Here is a 16768-nt window from a genome sequence, read left to right as displayed (position 1 = left end):
GGAGGAGGCGAGGACCATGTCCGCACTCGATGGAGCCGTGATCGCGGTGGCCGGAGCGGCCGGGCCCGCAGGGCGCGCCAGCCTGCTCAGGCTGGCCGAGGCCGGAGCCACCGTCGTGGCTTCGGACGCCGATGCCGCGCGCCTGGCCGAAGCGGTGGACGCCGCCCGGTACGCGCACGGCGGGGCCACCGTCATCGGTGACACCGTCGACCTCCTCGACCTGGACGCCACCCGGGAGTGGGCGGCGCGCACGGAGAAGGAGTTCGGCCGGATCGACGGCCTGGTGCACCTCGTGGGCGGCTGGCGCGGCAGCAAGAACTTCGCCGAGACCGACCTCGCCGACTGGGACCTCCTCGAGAAGCTCCTGATCCGCACCGTGCAGCACACCTCCCTCGCCTTCGAGGGCGGTCTGCAGCGCAGCGACCGCGGGCGCTACCTGCTCATCAGCGCGGCGGGCGCCTCCAAACCGACCGCGGGCAACGCCGCGTACTCCGCGTCGAAGGCCGCGGCCGAGGCCTGGACGCTGGCCCTCGCCGACGCCTTCCGCAAGGCGGGGGGCGAGGACGGGCCGCGTGCGGCGGCTGCGATCCTGGTGGTCAAGGCGCTGGTGCACGACGCGATGCGCGCGGAGCGGCCCAACGCGAAGTTCGCGGGCTTCACGGACGTCAAGGACCTGGCCGAGGCCGTCGCCGGCGTCTGGGAGAAGCCCGCAGGAGAAGTGAACGGAAACCGCCTGTGGCTGACCGAGAAGCCGTGACCGCACGCCACACGACCGGTCGTGACCGAGAAGCCGTGAACCCGCCGAAGACCGACGCCCGCCGCCACCACGACCCGGACGTGCGGGGCTTCGCCAGCGACAACTACGCGGGCGCCCACCCCGAGGTCATGGCGGCCCTCGCGCTCGCCAACGGCGGCCACCAGATCGCGTACGGCGAGGACGACTACACCGCCAACCTCCAGCAGGTGATCCGCGGCCACTTCGGGCCCACCGCCGAGGCGTTCCCGGTGTTCAACGGCACAGGTGCCAACGTCGTCGCGCTCCAGGCGGTCGCCGACCGCTGGGGCGCGGTGATCTGCGCCGAGTCCGCGCACATCAACGTGGACGAGGGCGGCGCGCCCGAACGCATGGCGGGCCTCAAGCTGCTCACCGTGCCCACCCCGGACGGCAAGCTCACCCCCGAGCTGATCGACAAGCAGGCGTTCGGCTGGGACGACGAGCACCGGGCCATGCCGCAGGTCGTCTCGATCGCGCAGAACACCGAACTGGGCACGCTCTACACGCCCGACGAGATCCGCGCGATCTGCGACCACGCCCACCAGCTCGGCATGAAGGTGCACCTGGACGGCTCCCGGATAGCCAACGCCGCGGCCGCCCTGGACGTGCCCATGCGGACGTTCACGAACGCCGTCGGCGTCGACATCCTGTCGCTCGGCGGCACGAAGAACGGCGCGCTGTTCGGCGAGGCCGTCGTGGTCATCAACCAGGACGCCGTCCGGCACATGAAGCACCTGCGCAAGATGTCGATGCAGCTCGCGTCGAAGATGCGCTTCGTCTCGGTGCAGCTGGAGGCCCTGCTCAGCAAGGACCTGTGGCTGCGCAACGCGCGTCACGCCAACGAGATGGCGCAGCGCCTCGCGGAGGGCGTGCGCTCGGTGCACGGCGTGGAGATCCTCTACCCCGTGCAGGCCAACGCGGTCTTCGCCCGTCTCCCGCACGACGTGAGCGAGCGCCTCCAGAAGCGGTACCGCTTCTACTTCTGGGACGAGGCGGCGGGCGACGTCCGCTGGATGTGCGCGTTCGACACGCGCGAGGAGGACGTCGACGGGTTCCTCGCGGCGCTCAAGGAGGAGATGGCTCACTGAGTCACCGGGTGTGTCGCATACTTATACGCCCGACCGTAAAGTCATTGACGTACGGTCGGGCGTATTCCTATGCTCCCGTGGCATGCAGCTGACCCAGGAAAAACCCGACCTGTCTGCGTACTTGGCAGCGGACGAGGTCGTCGACCACCACCATCCGCTGGTCCGCGAGACGGCGGCCGCTCTTGCAAAAGCATCCGCCGATACGTACGCCTACGCGCGCGCCGCCTTCGAGTACGTGCGCGACGAGATCCCCCACTCGCAGGACGTGGGCCGCATGGAGGTCACCTGGCGCGCCTCCGACGTCCTGCGCGAACGCACCGGCATCTGCACCGCCAAGTCCCACGCCCTCGCCGCCCTGCTGCGCGCCGAGGACATCCCGACGGGGTTCTGCTACCAGCGTCTGCGGGACGACAACACCGGCGGCTACTCCCTGCACGGCCTGGTCGCCGTCCGGCTCGACGGTGCCTGGCACCGGCAGGACCCGCGCGGCAACATCCCGGCCGGTGTCGACGCACAGTTCATGATCGGCGAGGAGCGGCTGGCCTGGCCGGTGGACCCGGAGTGCAACGAAGTGGACTACCCAGTCCTCTATGCTGAACCGAGTCCCGTGGCGCTCCGCGCGCTCAAGGAGGCCCGGGATCGGCTGCACCTCTGGAAGATCTACCCCTCAGAACTGTGAGGCACGACGGACCATGACCCTCCACCTGACCGTCTCCGACGAGGTCCGCGCCCTCGCGCCCGACTTCACCCACGTCGTCATCGAGGCCCGTGGGCTCGTCAACGGACCCGGCACCGACGCCACCGAGGCACTCCTCGACGACGCGGCCCGCCGCCTCGCCGCACGGCTCGACGGCAGCGCCCCGCACGAGGACCCGCACATGGCCGCCTGGCGCGCCGCGTACACGGCCTTCGGCGCCAAGCCCTCGCGCACCCGCAACTCCGCCGAGGCGCTCGCCAAACGCGCCCTCGCGGACGGCGGCCTGCCGCGCATCAACCTGCTCGTCGACCTCTACAACGCGATCAGCGTGGCCCATCTGATCCCGGTCGGCGGCGAGGACCTGGACCGGATCAAGGGTGGCATGCGGCTGGTGCGGGCCACCGGCCACGAGGACTTCGTGACCGCCGCCGCGGGCGAGCGCGTCGTCGAGCACCCCGACGCGGGCGAAGTCGTCTGGTGCGACGACGAGGGCGTCACGTGCCGCCGCTGGAACTGGCGCCAGGGTCCGCGCACCCGCCTCACCGAGGAGTCGGTGAACGCGGTCTTCCTGCTGGAGGGCATGGGCCCGGACGCGGGCCTCGACGCGGCGGGCGCGGAACTGGCCGAGCTCCTCGCGAAGTTCAGCCCCGGCGCGGACATCACCGTCCGCTGAGGGGCACGAGGGTCAGCCCGCCTCGGCGGCCTTGACCTCGGCGGGGGTCGGTGCCGTGCCGCCGAGGTGCGCGGGCATCCACCAGGTGTCGTCCGGCCCCTTCGGGCGTACGGGATAGGCGCGCTGCGCGGCCTCGAGGAGCTCCTGGCAGCGCTCGCGCAGCCGCCGGGTGATCGCGCCCGCGTACTGGTCCTTCGGCGCCTCCACCGGCTCGCCGACCCGGATCGTGATCGGCAGGTGGCTGCGCCTGAAGTTGCGCGGGTGCCCCTTGGTCCACAGCCGCTGCGTGCCCCACAGGGCCATCGGGATCAGCGGCACCCCGGCCTCCTGGGCCAGTCGCGCGGCGCCCGACTTGAACTGCTTCAGGGTGAACGACTGCGAGATCGTCGCCTCGGGGAAGACGCCGATGATCTCCCCGGAGCGCAACGAGTCCAGGGCGTGCGCATAGGCCGTCTCGCCCTGCTCGCGGTCGACCGGAATGTGCTTCATCCCGCGCATCAGCGGCCCGGAGATCTTGTGCCGGAACACCGACTCCTTCGCCATGAAGCGGACCAGACGCTTCTGCGGCAGGGCGGCGAGACCGTCGAAGATGAAGTCGAGATAACTGATGTGATTGCTGACCAGGACCGCGCCGCCGGAGCGTGGGATGTTCTCCGACCCTTTGCAGTCGATCTTGAGGTCCCATGCCTTGAACAGCGTCTTAGCTGCACCGATGACGGGACGGTAGACAAGCTCTGCCATGGGTGGGAAGGGCCCTTCGTTTTCTGCCTGGGGAGGGGGTCCCGGCATCAAGTTACGCAGCCGTAGGTTTTTCGGCGTTGCGCAGATCGTGCCCCATCAACGGACGAGTGACCAGCCTTGGTGCCGCGTATACGGGAGATTCTCGTCACGTCGGAATCATTCGGGGCGCGCGAACGCTGTACTGCAGAGCGCATTGGTGCAGGACGGACGAGGGTAGGTGGCGACGCAAGTGCGGGGACGGGAGACCGGGCGGCGGCTCGACGCGGCGGACATCGGGGCGCGGCTGGGGGAGCGGGCGACGCTCGTGCAGTTCTCCAGCGCCTTCTGCCAGCCCTGCCGCGCGACGCGCAGAGTGCTCTCGGATGTGGCCGGAATGGTCCCCGGCGTGACCCACGTGGAGATCGACGCCGAGGAGCGGCTCGATCTCGTACGGGAACTCGGCGTCCTCAAGACCCCCACCGTGCTCGTCCTCGACGCGGCCGGGCACGTGGTCCGCCGCGCCGTCGGACAGCCCCGCAAACCCGATGTGATCGCGGCGCTCGGTGCGGCCGTATGACGGGTCGACGCGCAGGTCACGGCGGGCGGCAGGGGTCCGCGGCAGTGATCCTTCTTTCATATTCCGAAACGGACTTGACTGCACGCGGCATCTATCGCGAGCCTGCTCGCATGCCCCGGGACCTCCTTCTGTACGAGCGCGTCCACGTGGACCTCGGCCGCCACGCCAGCGCCCGCTGTCCGCAGTGCTGAGCAACGACGTCTCCGCTCGCACCTCCGGCAACTCCCGGCAGAAGGACAACTCCATGACGGCATCGCCTGCCCTCAGCACGCCCCGGCTCGCCACCCCCGATCTGCTGCGCTCGGTCTTCCGGCAGCACGCCGCGGGGGTCGCCGTGATCACCGCCGCGCACGGCTCCCGCCCCGTCGGCTTCACCGCCACCTCGCTCGCCTCCGTCTCCGCCGAGCCCCCGATGCTCTCGTTCGGCATCGGCACCGGTTCCTCCTGCTGGCCCGCGGTCTCCGAGGCCGGCCACGTCGGCGTCCACATACTCGGCGAGCACCAGGAGGAGCTGGCCGCCACGTTCGCCCGCAGCGGAGCCGACCGCTTCGGCCCGCCCACGAGCTGGCGCGAGGGCCCCGAAGGGGTGCCCGTCCTGGACGGCGCGCTCGCCTGGCTGGTCTGCCGGATCGTGGCACGCGTGCCCGCGGGCGACCATCGCATCGTGCTGGCGCAGGCCGTCGTAGGCGACCGCTCCGAGGAGGGCCGGCCGCTCCTCTACCACCACGGGCGCTTCAACGCGCTGCGCGACTGAGAGTTCCCGTCGGACCGCGGGCGGCCCGATTACGGAGCGTTGGGAAGGTCACAGTTCAAAGCGCTTGCTCAGCGGGAATGAACTGGATGTACTCATGAGTAATATTCCGGTAGGAGCGCGGGCCGCCCCGACCGGGATCCGCCGCTTCAGGCGCCTATGCTGCCTGCAAGAAGGCAGTGGCCATGAGCCAAGGCAGCAGCCCAGTAAAGACGATGCAGTAGGAGAGCCGGCGTGAGCTTGAGGATCGTTGTCTGTGTGAAGTACGTGCCCGACGCCACCGGCGACCGGCACTTCGCCGATGACCTGACCGTCGACCGCGACGACGTCGACGGCCTGCTGTCGGAGCTCGACGAGTACGCGGTCGAGCAGGCGCTGCAGATCGCCGACGAGGCGGACGACGCGGAGATCACCGTGCTGACCGTCGGCCCCGACGACGCCAAGGACGCGCTGCGCAAGGCGCTCTCCATGGGTGCCGACAAGGCCGTCCACGTCGAGGACGACGACCTGCACGGCACCGACGTGATGGGCACCTCGCTGGTGCTCGCCAAGGCCATCGAGAAGACCGGTTACGACCTGGTCATCACCGGCATGGCCTCGACCGACGGCACCATGGGCGTGCTGCCGGCGATCCTCGCGGAGCGCCTGGGCGTCCCGCAGGTCACGCTGCTCTCCGAGGTCTCCGTCGAGGACGGCACCGTCAAGGGCCGCCGTGACGGCGACGCCGCCAGCGAGCAGCTGGAGGCCTCCCTGCCGGCCGTCGTGTCCGTGACGGACCAGTCGGGCGAGGCCCGCTACCCGTCCTTCAAGGGCATCATGGCCGCCAAGAAGAAGCCGGTGCAGTCGCTCGACCTGGACGACCTGGACCTGGAGGCCGAGGAGGTCGGCCTCGAGGGCGCCTGGACCAAGGTCGACTCCGCCGCCGAGCGTCCGGCCCGCACGGCCGGCACGATCGTCAAGGACGAGGGCGAGGGCGGCAAGCAGCTCGCCGCCTTCCTTGCGGAGCAGAAGTTCATTTAGACACAGCCTCGCGGGCCAGAAGTTCATCTGAGCTTCAGTCGCCCCGTTGCCGCTCCCAAGTCCTTCGCATCAAGCAGGAGATTGAGTCCCATGGCTGAAGTTCTCGTCTACGTCGACCACGTGGACGGCGCCGTCCGCAAGCCCACCCTGGAGCTGCTGACCCTGGCCCGCCGCGTCGGCGAGCCCGTCGCCGTCGCCCTCGGCGCCGGCGCCGAGGCCACCGCCGCCACGCTCGCCGAGCACGGCGCGGTCAAGGTCCTCACCGCCGACGCCCCCGAGTTCTCCGACTACCTCGTCGTACCGAAGGTGGACGCGCTCCAGGCCGCGTACGAGGCCGTGTCCCCGGCCGCCGTGCTCGTCCCGTCGTCCGCCGAGGCCAAGGAGATCGCGGCCCGCCTGGCGGTCCGCATCGGCTCCGGCATCATCACCGACGCCGTCGACCTCGAGGCCGGCGACGAGGGTCCGGTGGCCACGCAGTCCGCGTTCGCCGCCTCGTACACCACCAAGTCCCGGGTCTCCAAGGGCACCCCGGTCATCACGGTCAAGCCGAACTCGGCCGCCGTGGAGGCCGCCCCTGCCGCGGGCACCGTCGAGGCCCTCACGGTCTCCTTCTCCGAGAAGGCCACCGGCACCAAGGTCGTCTCGCGCACCCCGCGCGAGTCGACGGGCCGCCCCGACCTGACCGAGGCCGCGATCGTGGTCTCCGGCGGCCGCGGCGTCAACGGCGCCGAGAACTTCTCGATCATCGAGGCCCTCGCCGACTCGCTCGGCGCCGCCGTGGGCGCCTCGCGTGCCGCGGTCGACGCCGGCTGGTACCCGCACTCCAACCAGGTCGGCCAGACCGGCAAGTCGGTCTCCCCGCAGCTGTACATCGCGTCCGGCATCTCCGGCGCGATCCAGCACCGCGCCGGCATGCAGACCTCGAAGACCATCGTGGCCATCAACAAGGACGCCGAGGCCCCGATCTTCGACCTGGTCGACTACGGAGTGGTCGGCGACCTCTTCGACGTCGTCCCGGCGCTCACCGAAGAGGTCAAGACCCGCAAGGGCTGAGCTCAGTGACCCCGACGGGGCCCTCGCACCGCACCACGCGGCGCGGGGGCCCCGTCGCGTCACAGCGTCAGGCTCGCCTGCACCGGCAGATGGTCGCTCGGGAACTGCCCGCCCAGGGAGAACGTGTTGATCCTCGCCTCGTGGACCCGCACCCCCGGTGTCGCGAGGATCCAGTCGATGCGGTCGCCGTCGGGGGTGAGGGGCTTGTAGCCGTGGAACGTGGCGTACGCCTTGCTCCGTCGGTCGGCCGCGTCCCAGCTGTCGACCAGACCGGCACCGAGCAGCGTGTCGTACACCGGGTTCTTGTGCGCGGCCACATTGAAGTCGCCCGTCACGAGCAGCGGCAGGGATCGGTCCAGACGGGCGAGGCGCTCGACGATCAGCTGCGCGGCACGCGCGCGTGCGAACTGGGACGCGTTGTCGAGGTGCGTGTTGAGCACGTACAGCTCGTCGTCGGTGCGCAGATCGTGGAAGCGGACCCGGGTGGCCATCCGGATGGAGCCGCCGCCCCAGGTGTTGGAACCGATCACCTCGGGGGTGTCCGACAGCCAGTAGTGGTCGTACTCGACCGGGGCGAGCCTGCGGGTGTCGTAGAAGACGGTCATGAACTCGTCGCGGCTGCCGCCCGCGCGGCCGGTGCCGATCCAGTCGTAGTGCGGCCCGAGGTCGGCCGCGATGTCCCGCACCTGCTGGTAGAGGCCCTCCTGGGTGCCGATGATGTGCGGCCTGGTGCCGTGCAGGAGTTCACGGGTCACCGGGCGGCGGTCGGCCCAGGTGTTCGGCGGCGTGGTGCTCGCGTAGCGGAGGTTGAACGACATGACCTCCAGGCGGCGTCCCGGGCGCTGCACGGCGTGCGCGGGCGCGGCGGCCAGCGCGGTGGTGAGCAGGGGGAGCGCGGCGGCTGCGGCGAACGCCGTCCGCAGGCCGGAACGGCGCGTGACGGGGGAATCGGTCGGCACACGGTCTCCTTCGGTTCGGGGCGCGCGGTCAGGATGGGGTGCGCGCGTACGGCTGCGTAAGCAGGATCTGAGACAGCGGCAGAAGAATCCGGGACCGGCGTGAACTCCTGTGGTCGGCGACGGGTCCACGACACGAGAGGGTGTTGACCAGCACGAAGGTCACGGATAACTTCGCTATACGGATTGTTGATTCCGTGAAGCGGAAATGCCGGGCGCGGCACCGAGCGTGTGGAGGATGCAGGAATGGGTCAGCAAGAGAAGGTGGCGACGAGCCTTGCCGGCGCGGTCAGCGACGGCATCAGCGCTTCCCTCGCCCCGGTGGACGCGGAGCTGGAGCGCCGCTATCCCGGAGACCCAGGCACCCGCCAGCCCGTCCACACCGTGTACGTTCCCGGGGAGCAGTTCGCCGCCGACTCGATCCGCACCTGGGGCGACAAGGCCCTGGCGATGCTCGACGAGCACGCTCCGGACGCCGCCTCCTTCGCCGCCGTCCTCGGCCTGTCCGACGACCTCGCCGAAGCCGTCTACACGCGCGTGCGCACCAAACTGGAGCACGAGCCCGTTGAAGACCTGCGCATCGACTTCGAGGACGGCTACAAGGGCGTCGACGAGGACCAGGACGCCGCCCGCGCGGCCCGCCTCGTCGCGGAGGCCTACAAGAACGGCACCGCCGCCCCGTACATGGGCATCCGCATGAAGTGCATGGAAGAGGCGGTGCGCGCCCGCGGCATCCGCACCCTCGACATCTTCCTGTCCGGCCTCATGGAGGCCGGCGGCCTCCCCGACGGACTCGTCCTGACCCTGCCCAAGGTGACGTACCCGGAGCAGGTCACCGCGATGGTGCGCCTCCTGGAGGAGTTCGAGAAGGCCCGCGGCATCGAGCGCGGCCGCATCGGCTTCGAGATCCAGATCGAGACCAGCCAGTCCATCCTCGCCACCGACGGCACCGCCGCCGTGGCCCGCATGATCCAGGCCGCCGAGGGCCGCGCCACCGGCCTGCACTACGGCACCTTCGACTACAGCGCCTGCCTCCACGTGAGCGCCGCCTACCAGGCCAGCGACCACCCGGCCGCCGACCACGCCAAGGCCGTCATGCAGGTCGCCGCCGCCGGCACCGGAGTACGCGTCTCCGACGGCTCCACCAACGTCCTGCCCGTCGGCTCCACCGCCAAGGTCCACGACGCCTGGCGGCTCCACTACGGCCTCACCCGGCGCGCCCTGGCCCGCGCCTACTACCAGGGCTGGGACATGCACCCGGGCCACATCCCGACGCGCTACGCCGCCGTGTTCGCGTTCTACCGCGAGGGCTTCCAGGCGGCCGCCGCCCGCCTGGCCGCCTACGCGGGCCACCACGAGGGCGGCGACGTCGCCGACGAGCCCGCCACCGCCAAGGCACTCGCCGGCTACCTGCTGCGCGGCCTGGACTGCGGCGCCCTGGACGCCGGTGAGGTCACTCGCCTCACCGGCCTCACCCTGGCCCGCCTGCAGAGCTTCGCGGGCCCGCGCCGCGGCGACCTCACCGCCTCGGGCAAGTAGCGGCGTGCCAGGTCGGTAACAGCAGCCACTGACGGTCACTGCTGCCCCGTAGTCTGTACGCCACGGAAAGTGGCGTGACAGGAACGGGGCAGCGGTGTTTTCGGGGGATCAGGAACAGACGGGCGAGGCGGGCAGACTCCTCGCCGGGCGCTACCGCGTGGTGGCACAGCTCGGCCGGGGCGGCATGGGCGTCGTGTGGCGCGCCGTCGACGAGGTGCTGCACCGCGAAGTCGCGGTCAAGGAACTCCGCACGTATACGGACGCGGCGGGCCCCGAACTGGCCGACCTGCGCCTGCGCATGCAGCGCGAGGCACGCGCGGCCGCCCGTGTGCGCCACCCCGGAGTCGTCGCCGTGCACGACGTCACGGAGATCGACGGACGGCCCCTCATCGTCATGGAGCTCGTCGACGGCCCCTCCCTCGACGACGTGCTGCGCGACCGCGGCGCCCTCGACCCCCGCGAAGCCGCCGACATCGGCGCCAAGGTCATGGACGCCCTGGCCGCCGCCCACCGCGTCGGCGTCCTGCACCGCGACGTGAAGCCCGGCAACATCCTCCTGGAGACCGGCGGGCGCGTCGTCCTCACCGACTTCGGCATCGCCACGATGGAGGACCCGAACGACGGCTCGGCCACACACCTCACCCGCAGCGGCGAACTGGTCGGCTCGCTCGACTACTTGGCGCCCGAGCGCGCCCAGGGCCACGACCCCGGCCCCGCCTCGGACGTCTGGGCCCTCGGCGCCACGCTGTACGCCGCGGTGGAGGGCTCATCGCCCTTCCGCCGTACGTCGACGTGGTCCACGCTCACCGCGATCGTGGTCGACCCGCTCCCCGAGCCGCGACGTTCGGGGCCGCTGACTCCCGTACTGCGGCAGCTGATGAACAAGGACCCGCAGGCGCGCCCCGACGCGGACGCGGCACGGCTGCTGCTCGCGGGCGTGGCGGCCGCGGCGCCCGATGGCGCGGGACCGGCCGCCCAGGCCCCCTACGGGCCGACGGAACGCAGCATTCCGAGCGCGCCGCCGCCGGGCTTCGGCCCGCCGCCCGCGGTGACGCAGCCGCCCCAGGCCCCTGCCCCCGCCTCTTTCGCGGGGCATCAGAGCCCCGCACCGCAGAGCCCCGCACCGCAGAGTCCCGCGCCGCAGAGCCCCGCACCGCATGGCCCCGCGTCGGCGAGCCGCGCGGAGACCCGCGCCGAGATGCGCTCCACGCAGCGTCGCCCGCGCCGCGGACGCGCGCTGCTGGCCGCCGCTGCCGTCGCCGTCGTCCTCGCGGCGACCGGAGCCACGGTGGCCGTCCTCAACGGGAAGGAGGACAAGGGCAGCCAGGCCAGGGAGGGTACGACAGCCGGAGGCGCGGGGTCGAACGACGACGACGGCAGCCGCGGCCCCCTCGGCGGTGAGTCGGAGCGGCCCAAGCCGTCGGGGCAGGGTGACGAGAAGCCCCGCAAGCCGCGCACGCAGCCCGCGGACGACGCGGACGACGCGGAAAAGGGGGACAGGAACGGCAAGGACGACCAGGACGCGTCCGACCGGGACGCCGACAGGAGCAAGGACGACGGCAAGACCCCGTCCCGTCCCGACTCCTCCACCAAGCCGACCGAGGGCGGCTCCGCGCCGGACCCGGTCTGCCATCCGGCGGGCGGCGGCAAGTACAACTGCGACGTGTGGCGCACCGCGAGCTCGTACACCGCGGGCGGCGCCCGGGTCGGCACGCTGAACGCGGGCACCAACTATTTCTACTGCCAGCAGAACCTGGGCCGCCGTGAGACGTCCGGCCGGTGGACGAACGTCTGGTGGGCCAAGACGGACGACGACAGCGGCAACACGAACGTCTTCGTCAGCGACGTCTACCTGAAGGGCGGCGACAACGACAAGCCGCTGCCCGGCCTGCCGGTCTGCTGATGCGACAGCGCCCGAACACCACGGAGACCGACCGATGAACGCACCCGCCGGCGCAAGCGGCACCGCGTCGCTGTACGCCCGCGTCGAGACCGCCACGGCGGGCACGGCATACCGACTGCGGCGGACCGAGCGCGGCTTCGACATGACGGTGGACGTCCCGCACGTGGGCCGAAGCGTCACACAGGTGCACACCTACCGCGTCGAACTGCACCCGCGCGACAAGACCTTCACGATGACGGACATCGTCCGCACCCACGAGCGGGGCGCGTTCGGGACATCGAGCCGGACGGTGGAGAGAGGCCGCGCCAGATACCGGACCTGGGGCCGCTCCCCGGACGGCGGCGAGCGGACCTCCTTCTCCTCCGCCGACGGCCACCGACTGATCCGGGAAGCGGCGCAGGGACTGGGCTGGCAAGAGCTCCGCCCCTCCTCGGAGAAGGTCGCCCTCGTCGTCGGAGCCATCGGCGGCCTGATGGCCCTCGGCACGCTGATCGCTTGCGCCGTGGTGTTCTGGCCCTGACCGGAGCTTGAAGGTCAGTCCCTGTTGCCGAGGGCGGTGCGGGCCGCGCGGGGGAAATCCTTGACCGCCCGGTAGAGAGCGCGCTCTCTGTCGGCAGGCCGACTGCTCACTGCGCGGGCGGCAGTTCACCCGACCCGCGCGTGATGAGCCGCGTGGGAAGCTCGACCCGCTCCGGGGCCTCCGACGCGCCGTCGAGCTGCCGGAACAGCCGTTCCGCCGCCGTCCTGCCCAGCTGCGCCGCGTCCTGCGCGACGACGGTCACGCCCGGGTTCAGCAGATCCGCGAGCTCGATGTCGTCGAAGCCGACGAGGGCCACGGGCCGGTCCATGGAGGCCAGGACGCGTACGACCGTCACCGTCACACGGTTGTTGCCCGCGAAGACCGCCGTGACCGGTTCCGGTCCGCTCAGCATCGTCTCGGCGGCCAGGCGCACCCGCTCCGGATCGGTGACGCCGAGCGACACCCACGCCTCGTCGACGGGAATGTCCGCGTCCTCCATCGCCGCGCGGTAACCGCGCAGGCGCTCTATCGCGGTGTGAATGCGCGGCTGGTCGCCGATGAAGCCGATGCGGCGGTGACCGTGGGCGATGAGGTGCGCGACGCCGTCCCGCGCGCCGCCGAAGCTGTCGGAGAGGACCACGTCGGCGTCGATCTTCCCGGCGGGCCGGTCGACGAAGACGGTGGCCACACCGGCGGCGATCTCCGGCTCCAGATAACGGTGGTCGTCCCCGGCCGGAATCACCACGAGCCCGTCGACGCGTCGCGCGCACAGCGCGAGCACCAACTCCTGTTCGCGCTCCGGGTCCTCCGCGCTCGACCCGTTGATGAGCAGCGCGCCGTGCGCCCGCGCGACCTCCTCGACGGCGCGGCTCAGCGGACCGTAGAACGGGTCGGCCAGATCCTCCAGTACGAGGCCGATGCTGGCGGTGCGCCCTTTGCGCAGCACGCGCGCACTGTCGTTGCGGCGGAACCCCAGGGCGTCGATGGCCTCCTGCACACGGCGCTCGGTGTCGGGGGTGACGCCCGGCTCGCCGTTCACGACGCGTGAGACGGTCTTCAGGCCGACACCCGCGCGCGCGGCGACGTCCTTCATGGTCGGCCGGTTGCCGTAACGGTTCTCGGGTCGTCGGGCGGCGGTCTCGGCCACGGTGCGCAGTCCTGTCCTGTCGTCCACGAAGGGGTCCACGATTCGGGCCCTGGTCCGGTCGTGGGCCCTGCAAGAGCATGTGGCGTCGAGCATAGGGCCTGGACAACGTTGTCAGATGCAAGGGAGACTGACCTTCGCACTCTCCGGCCTGCCGATACACCAGGAGACCCGACACAGATGCACATGGACCTCGTCGCCGCACTCGACATCGGCGGCACCAAGATCGCCGGAGCCCTGGTGGACGGGCGCGGCCGTATCGTCCTGCGCGCGCAGCGGCCGACGCCCGCGCGTGAGGACGGCGACACGGTGATGCGGGCGGTCGAGGAGGTCCTCGGCGAGCTGACCTCCAGTGAGCTGTGGGGCCGCGCGACAGCCGTGGGCATCGGCAGCGCGGGCCCCGTGGACGCCTCCGCGGGCACGGTCAGCCCGGTCAACGTCCCCGGCTGGCGCGGCTATCCGCTCGTCGACCGCGTCCGTGCGGCGACCGGCGGACTCCCCGTCGTCCTGGTCGGCGACGGCGTGGCGATGACCGCCGCCGAACACTGGCAGGGCGCGGCGCGCGGCCACGACAACGCGCTGTGCATGGTCGTGTCGACGGGCGTCGGCGGCGGCCTCGTCCTCGGCGGCAAGCTGCACGCGGGCCCGACCGGCAACGCGGGACACATCGGCCACATCAGCGTGGACCTCGACGGCGACGCCTGCCCGTGCGGGGCGCGGGGCTGTGTCGAGCGGATGGCCAGCGGCCCGAACATCGCGCGCCGCGCCATCGAGGGCGGCTGGCTTCCCGGCCCCGACGGCGACACGTCGGCGGCCGCGGTGGCGACCGCCGCCCGTGCCGGGGACCCCGTCGCGCTTGCCTCCTTCGAACGGGCGGCGCAGGCGCTGGCCGCCGGGATCGCCGCCACGGCCACCCTCGTCGAGATCGACATCGCGGTGATCGGCGGGGGAGTGGGGAAGGCGGGCGACGTGCTCTTCACACCGCTGCGCCGCGCCCTGCGGGACTACGCCACGCTGTCCTTCGTACGCCACCTGACCGTGGCGCCCGCGTTGATGGGCACGGACGCGGGGCTGGTGGGCGCGGCCGCGGCCGCACTCGACCTGGAGCCGAGTGCGGCGCTGCGGATGGGGAGTGCGGTCGGGGGCTGAGGCGCTGCCGGCGACCGCTAGCAGCTCAACGTGGCGTCCGCCCAGTCGCCGTGGTCGGAGTCGATGCCGTCGCCGCCGTCCGTGACGACGAGGCGTACGACCTGGGCGCCGCTCACGTCCGCGGAGAGTTCCCGCGCGGGCATGGCGTTGGTGAGGACACCCGTCGACGCGGCCTTCTCGCCGTCCGCCCAGATCTCGAAGGCGACCGTGCCCTTCACGATCGTCTCGTCGTCGACGCCGACCTGCGCGGTGACCTTCTCGCAGGCCGCTCCGGTGTAGTACTCGACGGCGCTCTCCGCGTGCACACCGAGACCCTTGGCGTACACCGTGCCGCCGATGGTGATCGGCCGGCCGTCGCCGAGGCCGCTCTCCCCGTTGCTGGTGTCGCGCTCCACGGGGCCCCAGCCGTTGGTCGCCGACAGCCACGGCAGGTCGCCGAGGAGGGAGCTGCCGGCCGGGGGCGCGACGACCACCTGGGCGGTGAGCGGTAACACCGTCTCGGCGTGGGCGCCCTGCGGCGAGCGGTACGTGACCTTGAGGCGCACGTCGTACGATCCCGGCTTCGTGCCCGTCGGCGCGGTGACCGTCCAGGACGTGGCGAGCGACTTGCCGGTCCGCAGCGAGCGCGCCGTACTGGGCGAGGTGGCCTTCACGGTCCACCCCGACGGCGCACCGAGCGTCACGGAGACCCGCTGGGCGGCCGTGCGGCCCAGGTCGGTGACCTCGGAGGTGACTTCGGCGGGCTCGCCGGACTCCACGAACAGGCCGCCCCTCAGGCCGAGTTCGGTGGCCGGCGGATGGTGCGCCCACTTGCCGTCGGCGGCGACGCGCAGCAGTACGGTGCCGTGCGCGGGAACGGTGGCCGCGATCCGGCCCGCCGTGTTGTAGCTCTTGTGCTGCCACAGGTCGCGCAGCGTGTACGCGTCGGCGCCAGGAAGCCCGACCGCCTTCGCCGTCGTGGCGACGGACTGCGGGCTGCCGGTCTCGTTGAAGAGGGCGACGGCGTGGCTGCCGTCCTTCATCTCCTTGGCGACGACCCAGCGTCCGCCCTGTGACGAGACGACCTCGCCCTGCTTGCCGAGCGGATCCTGGTCGACGGCGATGACTTCCTTGTTGCCGAGGATCTCGAAGGTCTCGGGTGTGGCCTTGCGCAGGTCGGAGCCGATGAGCAGGGGCGCGGCCATGATCGACCACATCGAGAAGTGAGTGCGGTACTCGGTGTCCGTCATACCGCCGTTGCCGACTTCGAGCATGTCGGGGTCGTTCCAGTGGCCCGGCCCCGCGTACTTCGCGAGCGGCAGGTTCCTCTTCATGATCGACAACATGGAGCCCCAGTTGTCGCTGATGTCACCGGTGGTGCGCCAGAGGTGGCCGACGTCCGCCGCCCATTCCCACGGCTTGTTCTCGCCCCATTCGCACACGCTGTAGACGATGGGCCTGCCGGTGCTTTCGGAGGCGGCCTTCAGCGCGTCGCGCATGGCGATGTACCGCTGCTTGGCATCGACACCCTGATTGTTGCAGTTGTCGTACTTGAGGTAGTCGACGCCCCAGTCCGCGAACTGCTGGGCGTCGCTGCGCTCATGCCCGAGCGCGCCGGGGAAGCCCGCGGAATTGCAGGTCTTGGTGCCTGCGCTCGTATAGATGCCGAGCTTGAGGCCTTTGGAGTGGACGTAGTCGGCGACTGCTTTGATCCCGTGGGGGAAACGGGCGGGGTCGGGCACCAGCTTGCCGTGCGCGTCACGCTGCGGCAGCGCCCAGCAGTCGTCGAGATTGACGTACTGGTATCCGGCGTCCTTGAGGCCCTTCTCGATGAAAATGTCCGCGATTCCCTTGACCATGGCCTCGTCGAACTCCGCGCGGCAATGGGTGGAGTTCCAGTTGTTGAAACCCATGGGCGGAGTGCGGGCGAGGCCGTCGGGGAGCTTTGCGGACGGGGCGGCGGAGTCGGGCATGGCGGTGGGTGGGGCGTCGGCGGTCGGGGTGGCGGTGGTCGGGGCGGCGGTGTCACGCGCCGCGGCGGGCGTGGCGAGCCCGGCGGCGCAGAGCAGGGCGGCGGCCAGTGATCCGACCGCTCTCGTACGGGTCGTGCGGGCTGGGAGATGACGCATCGTTACGTTCCTCCGTACTCGCGTACCTGCGTACGTGCGAGAGATGGGGGTGAGAGGAGCTTGCGTGGACGTGTCACGCGCGCGCTTACGGTAGG

The 16768-nt window shown here is 71.3% G+C and carries 16 protein-coding genes; 12 read left to right on the top strand and 4 right to left on the bottom strand.

Going from position 1 to position 16768, the window contains the following annotated elements:
* The first annotated feature begins 16 nt into the window (after nt 1-16).
* From AC07DO_RS10385 to AC07DO_RS10370, 4 genes are all read left to right on the top strand, one after another.
* Nucleotides 17-757: an SDR family NAD(P)-dependent oxidoreductase gene (locus tag AC07DO_RS10385; protein ID WP_479058384.1), complete on the top strand. Its 741-nt coding sequence runs from the start codon at nt 17-19 to the stop codon at nt 755-757.
* A 35-nt stretch (nt 758-792) separates the two neighbouring features.
* Nucleotides 793-1863, top strand: coding sequence for a threonine aldolase family protein (locus AC07DO_RS10380; protein ID WP_479058592.1), 1071 nt, complete (start codon nt 793-795; stop codon nt 1861-1863).
* Nucleotides 1864-1945: 82 nt separating this feature from the next.
* Nucleotides 1946-2542, top strand: a complete 597-nt coding sequence (locus AC07DO_RS10375; RefSeq protein WP_479058383.1) for a transglutaminase-like domain-containing protein — start codon at nt 1946-1948, stop codon at nt 2540-2542.
* A 13-nt stretch (nt 2543-2555) separates the two neighbouring features.
* Nucleotides 2556-3233, top strand: coding sequence for a B3/B4 domain-containing protein (locus AC07DO_RS10370; protein WP_479058381.1), 678 nt, complete (start codon nt 2556-2558; stop codon nt 3231-3233).
* Between the two features lie 12 nt (nt 3234-3245).
* Here the strand turns inward: AC07DO_RS10370 and AC07DO_RS10365 are convergent, their stop codons facing one another.
* Nucleotides 3246-3974: a lysophospholipid acyltransferase family protein gene (locus AC07DO_RS10365; protein ID WP_479058379.1), complete on the bottom strand. Its 729-nt coding sequence runs from the start codon at nt 3972-3974 to the stop codon at nt 3246-3248.
* A 217-nt stretch (nt 3975-4191) separates the two neighbouring features.
* Between AC07DO_RS10365 and AC07DO_RS10360 the strand changes: the two genes are divergently transcribed.
* The 4 genes from AC07DO_RS10360 to AC07DO_RS10345 all read left to right on the top strand — a co-directional run bounded on the left by AC07DO_RS10360 (nt 4192) and on the right by AC07DO_RS10345 (nt 7354).
* A complete protein-coding gene (locus AC07DO_RS10360) occupies nt 4192-4530 on the top strand; it encodes a thioredoxin family protein (protein WP_479058377.1) in 339 nt (112 codons plus the stop codon).
* A 244-nt stretch (nt 4531-4774) separates the two neighbouring features.
* Nucleotides 4775-5284 (top strand): flavin reductase family protein, encoded by a 510-nt coding sequence (locus AC07DO_RS10355; protein ID WP_479058375.1) that lies wholly within the window; start codon nt 4775-4777, stop codon nt 5282-5284.
* A 231-nt stretch (nt 5285-5515) separates the two neighbouring features.
* Nucleotides 5516-6301: an electron transfer flavoprotein subunit beta/FixA family protein gene (locus tag AC07DO_RS10350; protein WP_479058373.1), complete on the top strand. Its 786-nt coding sequence runs from the start codon at nt 5516-5518 to the stop codon at nt 6299-6301.
* A gap of 90 nt (nt 6302-6391) precedes the next feature.
* A complete protein-coding gene (locus tag AC07DO_RS10345; RefSeq protein WP_479058371.1) occupies nt 6392-7354 on the top strand; it encodes an electron transfer flavoprotein subunit alpha/FixB family protein in 963 nt (320 codons plus the stop codon).
* 59 nt (nt 7355-7413) lie between these two features.
* On the opposite strand, the gene AC07DO_RS10340 is transcribed toward AC07DO_RS10345, so the two are convergent.
* A complete protein-coding gene (locus AC07DO_RS10340) occupies nt 7414-8313 on the bottom strand; it encodes an endonuclease/exonuclease/phosphatase family protein (protein WP_479058369.1) in 900 nt (299 codons plus the stop codon).
* A 243-nt stretch (nt 8314-8556) separates the two neighbouring features.
* Between AC07DO_RS10340 and AC07DO_RS10335 the strand changes: the two genes are divergently transcribed.
* From AC07DO_RS10335 to AC07DO_RS10325, 3 genes are all read left to right on the top strand, one after another.
* Nucleotides 8557-9849, top strand: a complete 1293-nt coding sequence (locus AC07DO_RS10335) for a DUF6986 family protein (RefSeq protein ID WP_479058367.1) — start codon at nt 8557-8559, stop codon at nt 9847-9849.
* A gap of 94 nt (nt 9850-9943) precedes the next feature.
* A complete protein-coding gene (locus tag AC07DO_RS10330) occupies nt 9944-11752 on the top strand; it encodes a serine/threonine-protein kinase (RefSeq protein ID WP_479058365.1) in 1809 nt (602 codons plus the stop codon).
* Nucleotides 11753-11786: 34 nt separating this feature from the next.
* Nucleotides 11787-12272 (top strand): hypothetical protein, encoded by a 486-nt coding sequence (locus AC07DO_RS10325; RefSeq protein WP_479058363.1) that lies wholly within the window; start codon nt 11787-11789, stop codon nt 12270-12272.
* Between the two features lie 106 nt (nt 12273-12378).
* Here AC07DO_RS10325 and AC07DO_RS10320 read toward each other — a convergent pair whose 3' ends face one another.
* The gene (locus AC07DO_RS10320) at nt 12379-13446 is read right to left on the bottom strand and encodes a LacI family DNA-binding transcriptional regulator (RefSeq protein ID WP_479058361.1); all 1068 of its coding nucleotides are present in this window, start codon (nt 13444-13446) and stop codon (nt 12379-12381) included.
* A gap of 150 nt (nt 13447-13596) precedes the next feature.
* Here AC07DO_RS10320 and AC07DO_RS10315 point away from each other — a divergent pair, with 150 nt between their 5' ends.
* A complete protein-coding gene (locus AC07DO_RS10315) occupies nt 13597-14565 on the top strand; it encodes an ROK family protein (RefSeq protein WP_479058359.1) in 969 nt (322 codons plus the stop codon).
* 17 nt (nt 14566-14582) lie between these two features.
* Here AC07DO_RS10315 and AC07DO_RS10310 read toward each other — a convergent pair whose 3' ends face one another.
* Complete coding sequence (locus AC07DO_RS10310) at nt 14583-16673, bottom strand: NPCBM/NEW2 domain-containing protein (RefSeq protein ID WP_479058357.1); 2091 nt, start codon at nt 16671-16673, stop codon at nt 14583-14585.
* Nucleotides 16674-16768 lie beyond the last annotated feature (95 nt).

It is taken from the genome of Streptomyces sp. NPDC045678 (assembly GCF_056432085.1).
The sequence above is the reverse complement of the archived record's forward strand: the minus strand, read 5'-3'. Positions and strand labels throughout refer to the sequence as shown.

Coding starts and splice junctions, on each gene's coding strand:
- AC07DO_RS10345 (WP_479058371.1), top strand. CDS start 6,392: ATGGCTGAAGTTCTCGTCTACGTCGACCACGTGGACGGCGCCGTCCGC.
- AC07DO_RS10385 (WP_479058384.1), top strand. CDS start 17: ATGTCCGCACTCGATGGAGCCGTGATCGCGGTGGCCGGAGCGGCCGGG.
- AC07DO_RS10310 (WP_479058357.1), bottom strand. CDS start 16,673: ATGCGTCATCTCCCAGCCCGCACGACCCGTACGAGAGCGGTCGGATCA.
- AC07DO_RS10370 (WP_479058381.1), top strand. CDS start 2,556: ATGACCCTCCACCTGACCGTCTCCGACGAGGTCCGCGCCCTCGCGCCC.
- AC07DO_RS10355 (WP_479058375.1), top strand. CDS start 4,775: ATGACGGCATCGCCTGCCCTCAGCACGCCCCGGCTCGCCACCCCCGAT.
- AC07DO_RS10375 (WP_479058383.1), top strand. CDS start 1,946: ATGCAGCTGACCCAGGAAAAACCCGACCTGTCTGCGTACTTGGCAGCG.
- AC07DO_RS10325 (WP_479058363.1), top strand. CDS start 11,787: ATGAACGCACCCGCCGGCGCAAGCGGCACCGCGTCGCTGTACGCCCGC.
- AC07DO_RS10365 (WP_479058379.1), bottom strand. CDS start 3,974: ATGGCAGAGCTTGTCTACCGTCCCGTCATCGGTGCAGCTAAGACGCTG.
- AC07DO_RS10335 (WP_479058367.1), top strand. CDS start 8,557: ATGGGTCAGCAAGAGAAGGTGGCGACGAGCCTTGCCGGCGCGGTCAGC.
- AC07DO_RS10315 (WP_479058359.1), top strand. CDS start 13,597: ATGCACATGGACCTCGTCGCCGCACTCGACATCGGCGGCACCAAGATC.